Genomic DNA, 16357 nt, shown 5'->3' on the forward strand with positions numbered 1-16357 from the left:
TTATGGTTAGACAACGAGTTACGATTATGAACCCGACTGGATTGCATCTGAGACCCGCAGGTATTTTCTGTAATACGGCCAGCAGCTTCAAGTGCAAGGTGACATTTGAATATGATGATACGATCGCCAATGCGAAGAGCGTTTTGAGCGTTCTTGGCGCCTGCATTAAGAAGGGAGACGAGATTGAGTTGATCTGCGAAGGCGAGGATGAAGAAGAAGCATTGAAAGCAATGGTAGATGCTATCGTGGATGGGCTTGGCGAATAAGAATGAAGAACAAGAACAGGCGGATAAGGGATTCCTTATCCGCCTGTCTGTTAGAGAGCGGTTTTTGCCGTATAGAAACGATATGAAGAGGAGTGGAGAAGATGTACAAGATTATGATCGTAGAAGACGACGCGACGATTGCCCATGCCCTTGCAGCCCATCTTGAGAGATGGGATTATGAGACAAGGTGCGTGGAGGATTTTAAGAATATACTGGGATCATTTGCTGAATTTGACCCGCAGCTTGTTCTTCTGGATATTATGCTTCCGTTTTTTAACGGGTTTCATTGGTGCCAGGAGATCAGGAAGGTGTCGGAGGTACCGATCATATTCCTGTCTTCGGCCAACGACAATATGAATATCGTCATGGCAATGAACATGGGAGGGGATGAATTTATCGAGAAGCCCTTTGACTTAAATGTTGTGACGGCGAAGGTGCAGGCGATCTTAAGGAGATCCTATTCCTTCCAGGGAACAATGAATGTGATGGAGTATCACGGAGCCGTCCTGAATCTGAATGACGCCACTCTGGTCAATAATGATAAGAAGCTGGACCTTACCAAGAATGAATTCCGGATCCTTCAGATGCTTCTGGAGAATGAAGGCAGGATCGTGTCCAGGGACAGTATTATCACAAGGCTCTGGGAGAGTGATGAATTCATTGACGACAATACACTGACAGTCAATATTGCAAGACTTCGTAAGAAATTGGAGCAGATAGGATTGGAGCAGATGATCCGTACCAAGAAGGGGATCGGATATATGGTAGAGCGGTAAGGAGTGCGGTGAATGAAGATTGCAATTGCTTTTTTGAGAGAACGGAAGAGGGAGGTCGGGATGTATGCCGTGTTCGCGGGAGTGTTTGCGGCAGTTTCATACTTGTATGACGTCTCTATGGATGCAGTCCAGTATGCCTTTTTACTGTCTGCGGTCTGGCTTCTGGTACTCGGCGGTCTGGATTATGTGCGGTACGTAAGGCGTCACAGGGAATTGCTTGAAGTAGAATGGATGTTTGAGTCGGATATTGACGGTATGCCGGAAGCGGCGACGCTGGTTGAGGAGGATTATCAGAGGATCGTCACGAAGCTGTATGAGGCGAGGAGAGAGATTGAGTCGGAGGCTCGGATCGTCAGGAAAGAGATGGTGGATTACTACAGTATGTGGGTACATCAGATCAAGACCCCTATCGCTGCCATGCATGTATTGCTGCAGGCATTTGAGGAGGGCAGGTTTCACGGGGCAAAGCAGACGGGAGAGGACGGTGCCGGGATGAATACCGGATATCAGATGTCTGTGCAGCAGTGCGGAAAGGAGATGAAGCTGGAGCTTTTTAAGATCGAGCAGTATGTGGAAATGGTTCTCACCTATCTCAGGATGGAAGGGATGTCATCGGATCTGTCTTTTGATATCTGCTCTCTGGATTCCATCATCAGGCAGGCGGTGCGCAAGTATTCGCAGATGTTTATCCTCAGGAAGATCCGGCTTGAATATACGGCGATTGAGACAAAGGTTCTGACGGATGAGAAGTGGACGGTTTTCGCGATCGAACAGATTCTGTCCAATGCATTAAAATATACGCCGAGCGGAAAAATCTCTATCTATATGGAGGAAGCCTGCCTTGTCATAGAAGATACCGGAATCGGGATCTGGCCGGAGGATCTGCCGCGGGTATTCGAGAAGGGATTTACAGGCTATAATGGCCGTACGGATAAGAAATCGACGGGGATCGGTCTGTACCTGTGCAAATCGGTGATGGATAAGCTCATGCATAAGATCTGGATCGAGTCCGAAGCCGGAAAGGGAACGAAGGTGTACCTGTCGTTTGAGAGAAAATCAATGAGGCATGAGTGACTTCGGGATTCGTCCTTTCTTACAAAAATGTAAGTTTCCAGACCGAAAATGCAATCTAAATCGATGGCAGGATGATGACACATTTTCTATAATAAGCATGTAATCAAGAAGACATCAATTTGAAAGGACGGGAAACTTATGGCATTGTTAGAAGTGAAAAATGTAAAAAAGATATATACGACCAGATTCGGCGGCAATCAGGTGGAGGCGCTTAAGGACGTGAATTTCTCAGTTGAGCCAAGGGAATACGTGGCGATCATGGGGGAATCCGGATCAGGCAAGACGACTCTTTTGAATATCTTAGCGGCGCTTGATAAGCCCACCGGCGGAAAGGTCTATCTGAAGGGGAATGATCTGGGCAGCGTGAAGGAGAAAGAGATCGCGGCATTCCGCCGGCAGAATCTTGGGTTCGTGTTTCAGGACTTTAATCTTCTGGATACGTTTTCTCTTAAGGATAATATCTTCCTTCCGTTGGTACTTTCCGGGAAAAAGTATGAGGAGATGTCGAGGAGGCTTGAGCCGATTGCGCAGATGCTTGGAATCGCGGAGATCCTTGAGAAGTTCCCGTATGAGGTGTCCGGGGGACAGAAGCAGAGGGCGGCGGTCGCAAGAGCGCTGATCACGAAACCGCAGCTTATTCTGGCGGATGAACCTACCGGGGCGCTTGACTCAAGGGCTGCTGACGGGCTGCTTCGGATGTTTACGGCGATCAACGGGGAGGGACAGACGATCCTCATGGTCACTCACAGCGTGAAGGCGGCAAGCAGCGCAAACCGAGTGCTATTTATCAAAGACGGCGAAGTATTCCATCAGTTATACCGCGGAAACCTTACCAATGAGCAGATGTATCAGAAGATCTCTGATACGCTGACGGTGCTGGCGACGGGAGGTGACAGGGATGAGTAGCGCTATCTATGGAAAGCTTGCGTTGACGAACCTTAAGAATAACCGGAAGACTTATGTCCCGTATATCCTCACATCGATCCTGACGGTGATGATGTATTATATCATGGATGCGCTGTCAAGAAGCAGCAGCATCGTTGACCCAAGCCTGCAATCGGTCCTGACGTGCGCGGTGGGAGTTATCATGATATTTGCAGGGATCTTCCTGTTCTACACGAACAGCTTCCTGATCAAGCGGAGGAAGAAGGAGATCGGCGTCTACAATATCCTTGGCATGGGGAAGAGACATATCGCGCAGATGCTTGCGGTTGAGACGGTGGTTACGGCTGTGGCGAGCATCGGAGCCGGACTGGTCTTCGGGATCATTTTCAGTAAATTCATGTATCTTCTGCTGCTTAAGATCCTGCATTATGATGTGAGGATGGATTTTGAGATATCGGGGGAGAGCATTCGGTATACCTTGATTCTGTTCGTGGTGATCTTCCTGATGACGCTGGTGTTTAACCTCTTCCAGATTCAGGTATCCAACCCGGTAGAGCTGCTTCGTGGCGGGAATCAGGGGGAGAAGGAGCCTAAGACCAAATGGCTCCTGACTTTGGCGGGAGTCCTGCTGCTTGGCACAGGGTACTTTATCGCAGTGACGACGGAGCAGCCGTTGGCCGCGATTCAGAGCTTCTTCGTGGCGGTGATCTGCGTGATCCTTGGCACCTATGCGCTCTTTATCGCAGGGAGCGTGGCGCTTCTTAAGATGCTCAGGAAGAATAAGAAGTTCTATTATCAGACGAAGCATTTCAGCGCGGTATCGGGCATGATCTACAGGATGAAGCAGAATGCGGTGGGACTTGCGAATATCTGTATCTTGAGTACCATGGTGTTGGTGATGATCTCTACGACGATCTCTCTCTATGTTGGGATGGAGGATATATTGAAGAATAGATTTCCTCAGGAATTCGAAGCGAAGACGAATATCTCTTCAGCGGAAGCGGATCAGGCCTTGGATGTGATTGTTGACGAAGAGCTTGTGAAGGCAGGTGTTACGGCGAGCTCTGTGATGAGGTATCATAATGGGGGATTCGTGGCGCTTAAGGAAGAGGACGGATTCACATTACAGCAGTTCGGCAATTATCAGGCTGATGATGTTGTGGATGTCGACCTGATCCCCTTAGAGGATTATAATCAGATGGAAGGTGTCAGGGAGACTCTTGCGCCGGATGAGGCATATGTATACTGCACCGGTGAAGACTGGGGCAGAGATTCCGTAAGGCTCGGAAACAAAACCTACCGCATCGTGAAGGAACTTGGGAACTTGAAGATTGCACCTAAGGATGCAGAGGCTCTGGTAGAAGGGTATTACTTTATCGTTGCTGACGAAGAGCAGATCCAGGAGATGCTGCGGCAGGTATACGAAGGCAGCGGAATGCAGGAAGACTGGGTGGCGCAGATGTCGACGCCCAATTACAGGGTAGCTTTTGATCTGGAGGGAGAAGAAAAGGCGGCCTTGAGTGCAATGCAGAATATCAAGTCCAGGGTTGAAGAAGAGATTCCCGCCGGATTCTGTGAGGGCAAGGAGCTTAGCAGGGAGGAATTCTATTACCTGTACGGCGGTCTGTTGTTCATCGGTATCTATCTGGGGGCATTGTTCCTGATGGCGACGGTGCTGATTATGTATTACAAACAGATTTCCGAAGGGTATGATGACAGAGAGCGGTATCAGATCATGCAGAAAGTGGGTATGAGCAAGCGTGAAGTCCGAAGCTCTATCAGGAGTCAGGTGCTGATCGTATTTTTCCTTCCCCTTCTTGCGGCGGTCATCCATATCGCGGTGGCGTTTGGTGTGATCACGAAGCTTCTGGCGGTGCTGAACCTGGTGAATGTACCATTGTTCCTTGTCTGTACGGTGGTGACGGTGGCAGCGTTCGCGGTGTTCTATGGAGTGGTGTTCTCGCTGACGGCAAGAGAATATTACAAGATTGTGAATTGATTAACGGATATCTCCAAATGAAAAATATTCTGTACCTGCTTTATGAAATGTGTTAATATAAAAGAATATTCTAACAATTATTCAGGAGGAGAGAAACATGACGAGAGCAGGAGAACGGGAAGTTGTGAAGGTGGAGCATGTGAACGGCGGCGCAGGCTTTATCATGAAGGAGGGATTGCTTAACCAGGAAGAGTTAGGAGAGCATTGTAAGATGTTCAGCAAGGTAACGCTGCCGCCGAACTGCGAGTTAGGGCACCATGAGCATCATGGAGAGACGGAGACTTATTATATCCTGAGCGGAAACGGAATGTATGATGACAATGGTAAAGCCCTGCCGGCGGCAGCGGGGGATGTCTTCTTCTGCAAGGACGGCGATGGACATGGAATCAAGAACACTGGGGCTGAAGACTTGACTTTCGTAGCACTGATTTTAAAGAAGTAGGAAATAGGCATTGCCATTCACGATCAAACAATGCTATAATTCTATAAGGAAAAGTAACGAAAGAAGCAGGTGTCAGACTTGAAAAATAAAATCCAGAAATTTTCCAAAGGAGATTTTCAGTTATCACAACCTGATGTCATATTTGATGAGACGAATCTTGTGCTCATTATCGGAGAAGGGGAAGTATATCGGGGGAGTTTTACAATCAGAGCGGGCAACGGGAGAAGAATACGAGGATTGATATACTCGTCTTCTTTTCGTGTTCATTTTAAGAATCCGGGGTTTGACGGGAATCCCTCGAAGGTTGAGTTCACATACGACGGCAAGGGTCTGCGTCCTGGTCATGTGGAGGAGGGCCGCTTTATGGTGGTATGCAGCGGAGGGGAATACGAGCTGTCCGTAACTGCCATCATCGAGAAGCCTTACGTTATGACCTCTTATGGCAAGGTGCAGAGTACCGATGATTTCCGCAAGCTTGCAATCAAGGATTTCTCAGAGGCCGGAAGGTTGTTTCGGGCCAGGGAATTCTACGAGATCTTGAAATACGAGAATGAGCGTATCTTCTATCTGTATGACAATATGAGAAAATGGTCTCTCGGAGACCAGTCTATGGAAGAATTTCTGGTAGGGATCAAGCAGAAGGAGTGTATCTTCCTGACTCTTCCCGGCGAAGGGATGCTGTTCGAGGATATCTCGGAACCTACGAAGGGGACGCTTACCATCGTGAAGAATACCTGGGGCTATATGCCCATTAGGATAGAGGCGGAGGGTGAATTTATCCGCGTGTTGCGCCCGGAGATCAGCACGGATGATTTCGTGGGCAACGCCCATGAGATCGAATATGTGGTGCGGCCGGATCGTCTTCACGGAGGCCGTAATTATGGTGCGTTGCGTTTTATCACGCCCTATGAGACGCTGACCTATGAGGTTGAGGTTCTGCAGAATCAGGAGTATAATGAGAATCATCATGAACCGGAGCTTCTGCTCGCCCAGATATTGAAGGAATACATCGGATATACGGCGGGAAGGATCGAGCTTGGCAATTGGGTGGAGAGTGCGGTGGAGAAGATGATACAGCTTCGGAAGCTGGAGCCGCAGAGCGAGATGTACCAGTTGATGCAGGCGCATGTCTACCTTGTGGGCAATAAAGCAGAGGAAGCCAAATGGATCCTTGAGAATTATAATTATAACCGGTTTGCCATCGGCAAGGATCCGCTGACCAACTGTTACTATCTGTATCTTACGGCGCTGGTCAGGGGAAAGGGAAGCCATGCGGAGCGTGTTCTGGATGAGGTGGGCAAGACTTACATGCGTCACCAGGATTCCTGGCTTCTGCTCAGTATGCTGTTGGATCTGGATCCCAGATATAAGACTTCCTATAAGCGGATCGAGCTTTTGGAGCAGCAGTATCAGTATGAGATGCACGGCGTTTTATTCTATCTGGAGGCCTATCTGTGTTATCAGGACAGGCCGTCGCTTCTGAAGAAATTAGGCGCATTTGAGATGCAGGTGCTTAATTTTGCGTCCAAGTACCGGCTGATGACCAAGGAACTGGCGCTGTATGTGGCGAATTTTGCCAGCCAGCAGAAGCGCTACAGTGATATGATGTTCAGGATCCTAGAACGGATCTATAAGATGTATGATGAGACGATGATCCTGAATACGATCTGTACGCTGCTGATTCGGGGGAACAAGACGCAGAAGCGGTATTTTACATGGTACAAGAAGGCTGTGGATTCGGAGCTCCGGATCGCGCAGCTCTACGAATATTATATGATGACGGTGGATGAGGACAGCGCCAAGGGTCCGCTTCCCAAGGTGATTCTTTTGTATTTCATGCACGGTAATTCACTGGATTATAAGAAAGCGGCATTCTTATATGCGAATCTGGTAACCTATGAGGAACAGGCGGGGGATCTGTACCTGGGCTACAGGGAACAGATGGTAGTATTTACCTGGGATCAGCTTCTGAAACGGCATATTACGGAATCCCTGCGGATTCTCTATAAGAGGTTCTGCCAGCCGGAGGAGATGACGGCGGAGCGTATGGAGGCCATGCGTGACATCTGTTATTCCTATACGATCTCGACTAAGGTTCCGAATATGAAATGCGTGCTGGTGATCGAGAAAGACGGCGAGATCCGTCAGAGGATTCCCTATAACGGGGAAGAAGAGACGGTGATCCATCTCTATGATAAGGAGTCCAGGGTTGTATGGGAGTCTGTGGAGGGCCGCCACTATACTGATTCCATCGTGTATGAGACGAAACGACTATTCTATGAGCCGCGTTTTATCGAGATGTGCCGCAAGTATGCGGCGACGACCGGCGTGTGGGAGCAGGAGAATGAAAAAGAAGCGCCGACCTTAGAAGGCCTTATGGAGAAGGGGATCGGTGCGTTCGACGAGAAAGAAGTATTCCGTATCTGCAGCAGGAAGATCCGTGACGATAATTATGAGGAGGATGATTTTCTCAGTTATCTGAGCTTCGAGATGTTCAAGCGGCAGCAGTATGACAAGGTAACCCTGATGTATCTTGCCAATTATTATTGCGGTCCTACGGATAATATGAAGGAACTGTGGAAGGTACTTAAGGAGTATGGGATTCCGTCGTACAAGATCGGCGAACGTATTATCACGCAGATGCTCTTCTCTGAGAATCTGTTTAAGGAAGAGCCGATCTTCGAGGATTATTATCTGTCGGATAATGTCTATTTCCGTCTGAAACAGGCATATCTTGCCTACACCTCCAGGGAATATGTGGTGTACGGCAGGGAACTGGAGTCAAGCGTATTCGATATTATTGCAAATGAATGCGACGAGAAGGAGGAATTGCCGGATATCTGTAAGATCGCCCTTCTGAAATATTTCTCTTCCCATGATTATACGGCGGCTCTTGAGGTGGTGCTCCATCAGGTGCTTCGGGAGATGTGCGAGAAGCAGATTGTCTTCCCCTACTATCTGAAATACAAGGAAGAATGGCTCAGGGAGCTGCAGTTGTATGACAAGCTGATGGTTTCCTATCAGGCGAAGCCGGGCAGCCGGGTCACGCTGTACTATAAGATTAAGCACGGGACGCGGGATGAGTTGGGATACCAGAGCGAGGTTATGATGCCGGTCTATGAGAACCTGTATGTAAGGCAGTTCGTGCTGTACAGTGATGAATCGATCAATTATTATTTTATAGAGACCAGAGGGAAAGAGGATATCATCACGGAGAAAGAGATCTTGAAGAATGAGAGGGAGATCGCGGATTCGGGCAAGTTCGGAAGACTCAACAGTATGACGGATATGGCGCCGGTGACAAGACGTCAGGCGATGATGGCGTATAAGGAAGAGGAGATCATGGCCAAGCGGCTGTTCAAGGTATATTAGAGGTAACAGTGAAGGTATCTGAACTGTTACTATTAGGGTGACATATCAGACGAGAGGAGGGGATGATAATGAAGAAGGGCAGGATTCTGGGATATGACTTGAATGAGAAGAACTGTCAGATCAGTTTTTACGACGAGACAAAGGAAGAACCCGAGACATTGGAGACTGCGGCGGACAATTATCAGATTCCTCTGATGCTTGGCTATTGCAATGAACGGTGGGTCTACGGCGTGGAGGCGAAGAAGATGGCCGCGCTGCAGGAAGGGATCACGGTGAATAATCTGTTCGAGCGGGCGGTGCGTCAGGAGAAGGTGAAGTTCGGCTCTAAGAAGCGCGATGCGGTCTGGCTGCTTGCCAAGTTCATCAAGATGACTCTTGAGGAGTTTGAAGACATTGCCTTTATCACGTTCTCTGTGCCGTTTACCAATATTGATATGTCCAAGATGCTCAAGGGAATCGGGCAGCGTCTTGGAGTGCCCAAAGAGTGTGTGTGCGTCCAGGATTATAAGGAGAGCTTCTGCCAGTACATGTTCTATCAGCCCAAAGAGCTGTGGCAGTACGAGTCGGCCCTGTTCTACTGTGATGCCCAGGAGATACGGGCATATATGCTCAGGAGGCTGAACGCCATCGGTGTGAAGGAGCGGGAGTCGTTCGTGACGGTCGAGGAGGTTGCGAATGCCCGGATGAATGAGCTGGCTGCGATCTATTCGCTTCTCAACAAGGACGCGGACAAGATCAAGAGCAAGGTGAAGGCTGCGGACCACCGGTTTAAGACATTTATCCAGAGTGTATTTGAGAAGAAGGTGGTATCTTCTGTATATCTGACGGGAGAAGGGTTTGAGAAGAACTGGTATCCGGATTCTTTGAAGGTGCTGTGTAACGGGAGAAGGGCATTTATCGGCAATAACCTCTACAGCAGGGGCGCCTGCTATACGTCTATGCGGCGGTGCCTGGACTATCATGACAGCCCCATCTATCTGGATGAGACAAAGATGACGGAGCGGATCTGCCTCAGGATGCGGGTGAACGGCCAGGAAGGCTGGTATCCCATCGTGTCGTGGGGAACGCACTGGTATGAAGCGGACGGTCAGTGGGAGGTGATCCTTGAGGATACTTCGGATATTGAGATTCATGTGGAGACGCTTGCGGGAGAAGAGCTTCAGGTGGAGACGGTTTCCCTGGAAGGACTTCCGGACCGGCGGGATTATTCTCTCAGAATCCAGATCGAGGTGCTGTTCATGGATGAGAGGACCTGCATACTGTCGTTCAAGGATGTGGGATTCGGAGAATTCTTCCCGTCCACGGGATTTCAGGTGGAGAAGACCATACATTTAGGAGGAATCAATGGGCAGTTTAATTCTATGTCATAACAAGCGGGCAAGACAGCCCTATGAGATAGCCAGGATTCATATGCGGATCTATACGATCGAGGAGCTGTGCTATTATATCTGCAATAATCTCTATCTGATCGACTACACGATGGTGAACAGACAGCTCTGCAACTGGATCGACAGGGAATTGGAACTGCCGAAGCTTGCGGAGCGGCTCAGGGAGGAACTGAGACAGAATTGTACGATGGAGCAGTTTGTGCTGACGATCCTTCGGGAGTCTACCATCTATGCCACCGGGGACATCAATAAGATCCAGGGGATTCTGGAGCATCTGCAGAACTTAAAAGACGTGGAGAGGATGAAGTATAAGGCGGACAGCCTGCAGAAAAGTGGCGAGTATGAGACGGCGATCCTGGTTTACCAGTCCATCATCAACCGGGAATGGGATAATTCCATCAGCAAGATCTTCTACGGAAGGGTCTATGCGAGCCTTGGAGCCGCCTATGGAAGCAGATTCCTGTATGAAGAGGCGGCGAAGGTATATCTGGAAGCGTACCGGATCTGCGGGGATATGGAGCTCCTTCGGACCTATCTGTATTGCTGTTATAAGGCGCTGCCCCAGGATCAGTATGTGAAGATGCTGTCGGGGAATTCGGTATTTCTCAGTATGGACTCGGCAATGAAGGAGGAGATTCGTGAGATCCAGCGGGGAATTGATATGAATATACCGGACGAACAGTTTGAACAATGGAAAAAGGAATACCGCAGGATTGACAAGAGTTAAGCCGTATGCTAACATTACGGGGTAAAGGAGTCAGCATTCATGAGCAATTTAGAGAGACGTATGACAGGTGTAGGAGAGGAATGCGGTGTTTTTGGAGCCTATGATATGGACGGAGGCGATGTTGCCCCATCCGTATACTATGGGCTTTTTGCGTTACAGCACCGGGGACAGGAGAGCTGCGGGATCGCGGTGACGGATACCTTCGGTGAGAGAAAGGTGCATTCCAGAAAAGGCCTGGGACTGGTCAATGAAGTATTTGATGAAGAGAATCTTAATGAACTGAGAGGGAATCTGGGAGTCGGACATGTACGGTATTCGACGGCGGGAGGCACCAGGGCGGAGAATGCCATGCCGCTGGTCCTGAATTATGTCAAGGGAACCCTTGCGATCGCCCACAATGGGAATATCACCAATGCGGTGGAGCTTCGGCATGAACTGGAGTACACCGGTGCGATCTTTCAGACGACCATTGATTCGGAGGTGATCGCTTATCACATTGCGAGAGAACGCCTGAACGTGAAGAAGGTGGAAGATGCGGTCAAGCGTGCCATGAAGAAGATCAAGGGCGGCTACGCGCTGGTGATCGGTTCGCCAAGGAAGATGATCGGGGTGAGAGATCCCCATGGCCTTAAGCCGCTGTGCATCGGGAGACGCGAGAATACATATTTCCTGGCGTCGGAGAGCTGCGCCGTTGCGGCGGTAGACGGAGAGTTTATCAGAGACGTTCTTCCGGGCGAGGTCGTAAGCTTCACCAGAGACGGCATGGAATCGGATCTGTCAATGGCTGTCGATCCGGTGCGTCAGGCAAGGTGTATATTTGAGTATATTTATTTCGCGAGAACGGACAGTACCCTGGACGGGGTCAACGTCTATCATGCGAGGATCACTGCGGGAAAGGCCCTGGCAGAGTCTTTCCCGGTGGAAGCGGACCTGGTGGTCGGCGTGCCGGATTCGGGGCTGGTCGCGGCAAAGGGGTATTCCGAGCAGTCGGGGATCCCTTACGGGATGGCGTTCCACAAGAACAGCTATGTGGGGCGGACGTTCATCAAGCCCAGACAGAGCCAGCGGGAGAGCAGTGTCAAGATCAAGCTCAATGTGATCGAGGAAGTGGTGAGAGGCAAGAGGATCGTCATGGTGGATGATTCTATTGTGCGGGGAACGACCTGTGCCAATATCATCAAGATGCTGAAGAAGGCGGGAGCCGCGGAGGTTCATGTAAGGATCAGCTCGCCGCCGTTCTTATATCCATGTTATTTCGGAACAGATGTGCCTTCCAACGAGCAGCTTATCGCACATTCCCACACCACAGAGCAGATCCGGGAGCTGATTGGGGCAGATTCCCTGGGATATATGGAGATCGGGAAGCTTAGGAGCATGGTGGACGGGCTCGCCTACTGCGATGCATGCTTTACTGGGCGGTACCCCATGGAAGTTCCGGGGAAGGATGTATCCCAGGCATTCGAGTAGAGCTTATAAAAATAGAAAAGGAGAATAGAAACATGAGCTACGATAAATACCAAAGTCCTCTTTCTGAGCGTTATGCCAGCAAGGAGATGCAGTATATTTTTTCACCGGATAAGAAATTCAAGACCTGGAGAAGGTTGTGGATCGCGCTTGCGGAGACGGAGAAGGAGTTAGGGCTTCCGATCACGGACGAGCAGATCGAAGAGCTGAAAGCACACGCGGAGGATATCAATTACGAGGTGGCCAGGGAGAGGGAGCGTGTTGTCCGCCACGATGTGATGTCCCATGTGTATGCCTACGGGCAGCAGTGCCCCAAGGCCAAGGGAATCATCCACCTTGGCGCGACCTCCTGTTATGTTGGAGATAATACGGATATGATCGTGATGTACGAGGCGCTTGAGATCGTCAGGAAGAAGCTTGTGAATGTGATCGCCGAGCTTGCAGGGTTTGCTGATGAGTACAAGGGCCTGCCGACTCTGGCATTCACCCATTTTCAGCCTGCACAGCCTACGACCGTAGGGAAGCGGGCGACACTTTGGATGCAGGAATTCGCCATGGACCTTGAAGACCTGGAATATGTGAAGAGTACCTTGAAGCTCTTAGGCTCCAAAGGCACTACCGGCACTCAGGCAAGCTTTCTTGAATTGTTTGAGGGCGACCAGGAGAAGATCGATCAGATTGACCCGATGATCGCGAAGAAGATGGGATTCGAGACCTGTTATCCGGTGTCTGGACAGACTTATTCCAGGAAGGTGGATACCAGGGTGCTGAACGTATTGGCGGGGATTGCTGCCAGCGCCCACAAGTTCTCTAATGATATCCGTCTGCTCCAGCATTTGAAAGAGGTAGAGGAGCCGTTTGAGAAGACGCAGATCGGTTCTTCGGCCATGGCTTATAAGAGGAATCCGATGAGAAGCGAGAGGATCGCGTCGTTGTCCAGATATGTAATGATCGATGCGCTGAATCCGGCGGTCACGTCCGCGACTCAGTGGTTTGAGCGGACGCTGGATGATTCCGCCAACAAGCGGCTGAGCGTGCCGGAAGGATTTCTAGCCATTGACGGGATCCTGGATCTGTGTCTGAATGTGGTGGACGGGCTTGTGGTCTATCCAAAGGTGATCGAGAAGCGTCTGATGTCAGAACTGCCGTTTATGGCGACGGAGAATATCATGATGGATGCCGTGAAAGCAGGCGGGGACCGGCAGGAGCTCCATGAGAGGATCCGGGAATTGTCCATGGAAGCAGGCAGAAACGTGAAGGAGAAGGGACTGGATAACAATCTGCTGGAGCTGATTGCAGAGGATGCGGCGTTTAATCTCACTCTTGATGAGTTGAAGGAGACTATGGATCCGGCCAAATATGTAGGCCGTGCTCCTGTTCAGGTGGAGGCGTATCTTAAGAAGGTGATACGTCCGCTGCTTGAAAAGAATCAGGAAGTACTTGGGATGAAGGCGCAGATTCATGTTTAAAATGTTAGAATTTGTTACAAATTTGGCAAATTGCCCAATTAAAAAAATAATAAGAAAAAGTTATCAGGAGACCAGGCGAAAAATCAAGAGATTTCGCCTGGTTTTTTATTCATCTTGGACAAGATTCCACAAAATATATACAATATAGACAAAAAACATGAAAAGAACCACAGCATATTGAATAAAACATTTTTTAATGGTATGATAGAGAAGATGAATAGCTTCTATTCAATCTATCTATAGAAAAAGGGGGAATTTAGTGATGGAAGCGATGTTGAATAATATTTTCTCGACATTAGGCAGTTATCTGTCAAACTACATTCTGATCGTTGCACTTCTTGGCGGCGGTATCTGGTTCACGGTAAGGCTTGGATTTATCCAGGTGAAAGGTTTTGGCGAAGGAATGCGCAGAACCTTCGGCGGGATGTTCAAGAAAAGCGGCGATAAGGCGGGAGCGGACGGTATGTCTTCTTTTCAGGCTCTTGCGACAGCGATCGCGGCTCAGGTAGGTACCGGTAACATTGCCGGAGCGGCAACAGCTCTTGCGATCGGCGGTCCGGGAGCGATCTTCTGGATGTGGATCGCGGCATTCCTTGGAATGGCTACGATCTATGCCGAGGCGATCATGGCACAGAAGTATAAAAAGGTCGGCGATGACGGCGAAGTAACAGGCGGTCCGGTATATTACATCCGTGCAGCTTTTTCAGGTACTTTTGGTAAGGTATTGGCAGGTATCTTCGCTGTTTTGATTACCTTGGCGCTTGGTTTCATGGGTAATGCCGTACAGTCCAACTCCATCGCGGCAGCGTTCAATACTGCATTTGGATTACCGCAGTGGATCATGGGTGTCATCCTTGCAGTGCTTGCTCTGTTCGTATTCTTGGGCGGTACCGGACGTATTGCGAAGATCACGGAGCTGATCGTTCCAATCATGGCAGCTTTCTACATAGTTGGTTCTCTGATTGTGATCATTGTTAATATTAAGGAACTTCCGTATGCGATCCATGCGATCGTTGTAGGGGCATTCGCACCTTCCTCTATTGTCGGCGGTGCTGCCGGTGCAACGATGAAGCTTGCCCTTACCAAGGGGGTTGCACGTGGATTGTTCTCCAATGAAGCTGGTATGGGTTCCACACCACACGCACATGCGGTTGCCAAGGTGAATCATCCGGTAGAGCAGGGATTCGTTGCGATGATCGGTGTATTTATCGATACATTCGTTATCCTGAACCTTACTGCACTCGTAATCATTATGACACATTCTATCCCGACAGGGGAGACGGGCGCAGCGCTCAGCCAGTATGCGTTCTCTACGCTGTATGGAAAGGGAGGAGACGTCTTCATTGCGATTTGTATGTTCTTCTTCGCATTCTCGACGATCCTTGGATGGTATTTCTTTGGTCAGGCGAATATTAAATATCTGTTCGGATCAAAAGCTGTTAAGGTTTATTCCATAATCGTTGCAGTATGTGTATTCCTTGGTTCACTCGCAGAGGTTGAGTTGGTATGGACCATGCAGGATACCTTCAACTCCCTGATGGTTATTCCGAATATCCTTGCACTGTTTGCATTGAGCGGAATCATCAGGCAGGTACATGACGATTATTTCAAGAATCGTAAGAAATAAATGAACAAAACTGAATAATGAATGATAAGCGCTGTGCAATGTAAGTGAAGATTGTACAGCGTTTGTTATTGTTTTTTTCATGCGGATATGGGGTGATTCATTCTCTGCTTTAGAAGTTGACAAGCATTCTTCCATCTCATATATTTGTACTGAGCGGCAGATGTTAGGGCCGAGAGTATCTATTAAAATATCAGATGACAGGGTGGACAACATGATCAATGTACAGAGTATCGAATTCTATACGGGAAGCCAGGAAGAAGTTCTTCCTGGTTTCTCGTCTGACTTCCCTTACATCGCCTCAAGGGCGAAGCTTGACCGCTATGTGGAGCGTTCTGTGCCGTGGCACTGGCATAGGACGGTAGAACTCTTCTATGTGGAGAGCGGCTCCGTTGAGTATTATACGCCTGGCGGGAAGATACAATTTCCTAAGGGTTCCGGCGGTCTGGTGAATGCAAATGTGATCCACATGACGAAGGCAATGCCGCAGACGGAAGAGACGATCCAGCTTCTTCATATTTTCGATGTCTCTCTGCTTGCGGGAGAACGCGGCAGCAGGATCGAGAACCGATACATTACGCCTGTCGCTATGGCGCCCACCGCCGCATTCATCAGTGAACGGGAATGTTACCGGATATTCAGGGAGTATCTGCATATAGCTCCGGCGGAATATATGAGGAGCTATCGTATGCAAAAGGCTTGTCAAATGTTGGCCGAAGGGCAGGAGTCTGTTACGGAGATCAGTCATGCCTGCGGACTTGGAAGCAGCAGTTATTTCGGGAAGGTATTCTATGAGTCGATGCACTGTACACCGTCGGAATACCGGAGGAAATGGCAGAATTCTGATAGAAAAGGGCAGAGATAAGATAGT

General features: G+C 49.3%; 13 protein-coding genes. All 13 read left to right on the top strand.

Annotated elements, in window-relative coordinates:
* Positions 1–2 precede the first annotated feature (2 nt).
* The 13 genes from VSQ62_RS10465 to VSQ62_RS10525 all read left to right on the top strand — a co-directional run bounded on the left by VSQ62_RS10465 (position 3) and on the right by VSQ62_RS10525 (position 16351).
* Entirely contained in the window at positions 3–266 is a 264-nt protein-coding gene (locus VSQ62_RS10465; protein WP_334634821.1) for an HPr family phosphocarrier protein, read from the top strand.
* A gap of 101 nt (positions 267–367) precedes the next feature.
* Positions 368–1042 carry a response regulator transcription factor gene (locus VSQ62_RS10470; protein WP_334634823.1) on the top strand — a complete coding sequence of 225 codons (675 nt, stop codon included), beginning with the start codon at positions 368–370 and terminating at the stop codon, positions 1040–1042.
* Positions 1043–1054: 12 nt separating this feature from the next.
* A complete protein-coding gene (locus VSQ62_RS10475; RefSeq protein WP_334634825.1) occupies positions 1055–2116 on the top strand; it encodes a sensor histidine kinase in 1062 nt (353 codons plus the stop codon).
* 138 nt (positions 2117–2254) lie between these two features.
* Positions 2255–3022, top strand: coding sequence for an ABC transporter ATP-binding protein (locus tag VSQ62_RS10480; RefSeq protein WP_334634826.1), 768 nt, complete (start codon positions 2255–2257; stop codon positions 3020–3022).
* Complete coding sequence (locus VSQ62_RS10485) at positions 3015–5000, top strand: FtsX-like permease family protein (protein ID WP_334634828.1); 1986 nt, start codon at positions 3015–3017, stop codon at positions 4998–5000. The genes VSQ62_RS10480 and VSQ62_RS10485 overlap by 8 nt, the downstream gene beginning before the upstream one ends.
* Before the next feature lie 97 nt (positions 5001–5097).
* The gene (locus VSQ62_RS10490; protein WP_334634830.1) at positions 5098–5442 is read left to right on the top strand and encodes a cupin domain-containing protein; all 345 of its coding nucleotides are present in this window, start codon (positions 5098–5100) and stop codon (positions 5440–5442) included.
* A 78-nt stretch (positions 5443–5520) separates the two neighbouring features.
* A complete protein-coding gene (locus VSQ62_RS10495; RefSeq protein ID WP_334634833.1) occupies positions 5521–8814 on the top strand; it encodes a DUF5717 family protein in 3294 nt (1097 codons plus the stop codon).
* Positions 8815–8882: 68 nt separating this feature from the next.
* Entirely contained in the window at positions 8883–10184 is a 1302-nt protein-coding gene (locus VSQ62_RS10500; RefSeq protein WP_334634835.1) for a DUF5716 family protein, read from the top strand.
* Positions 10159–10929, top strand: coding sequence for a hypothetical protein (locus tag VSQ62_RS10505; RefSeq protein ID WP_334634836.1), 771 nt, complete (start codon positions 10159–10161; stop codon positions 10927–10929). Before VSQ62_RS10500 ends, VSQ62_RS10505 begins: the two co-directional genes overlap by 26 nt.
* Before the next feature lie 39 nt (positions 10930–10968).
* Positions 10969–12396 carry an amidophosphoribosyltransferase gene (purF, locus tag VSQ62_RS10510; protein WP_334634837.1) on the top strand — a complete coding sequence of 476 codons (1428 nt, stop codon included), beginning with the start codon at positions 10969–10971 and terminating at the stop codon, positions 12394–12396.
* A gap of 32 nt (positions 12397–12428) precedes the next feature.
* Positions 12429–13862 (top strand): adenylosuccinate lyase, encoded by a 1434-nt coding sequence (purB, locus tag VSQ62_RS10515; RefSeq protein WP_334634838.1) that lies wholly within the window; start codon positions 12429–12431, stop codon positions 13860–13862.
* 262 nt (positions 13863–14124) lie between these two features.
* Positions 14125–15489 (top strand): alanine/glycine:cation symporter family protein, encoded by a 1365-nt coding sequence (locus VSQ62_RS10520; protein ID WP_334634840.1) that lies wholly within the window; start codon positions 14125–14127, stop codon positions 15487–15489.
* 211 nt (positions 15490–15700) lie between these two features.
* Complete coding sequence (locus VSQ62_RS10525; RefSeq protein WP_334634841.1) at positions 15701–16351, top strand: AraC family transcriptional regulator; 651 nt, start codon at positions 15701–15703, stop codon at positions 16349–16351.
* The last annotated feature ends 6 nt before the right edge of the window (positions 16352–16357 follow it).

This window comes from Sporofaciens sp. JLR.KK001, assembly GCF_036941055.1.
Lineage (GTDB): Bacteria > Bacillota > Clostridia > Lachnospirales > Lachnospiraceae > Sporofaciens.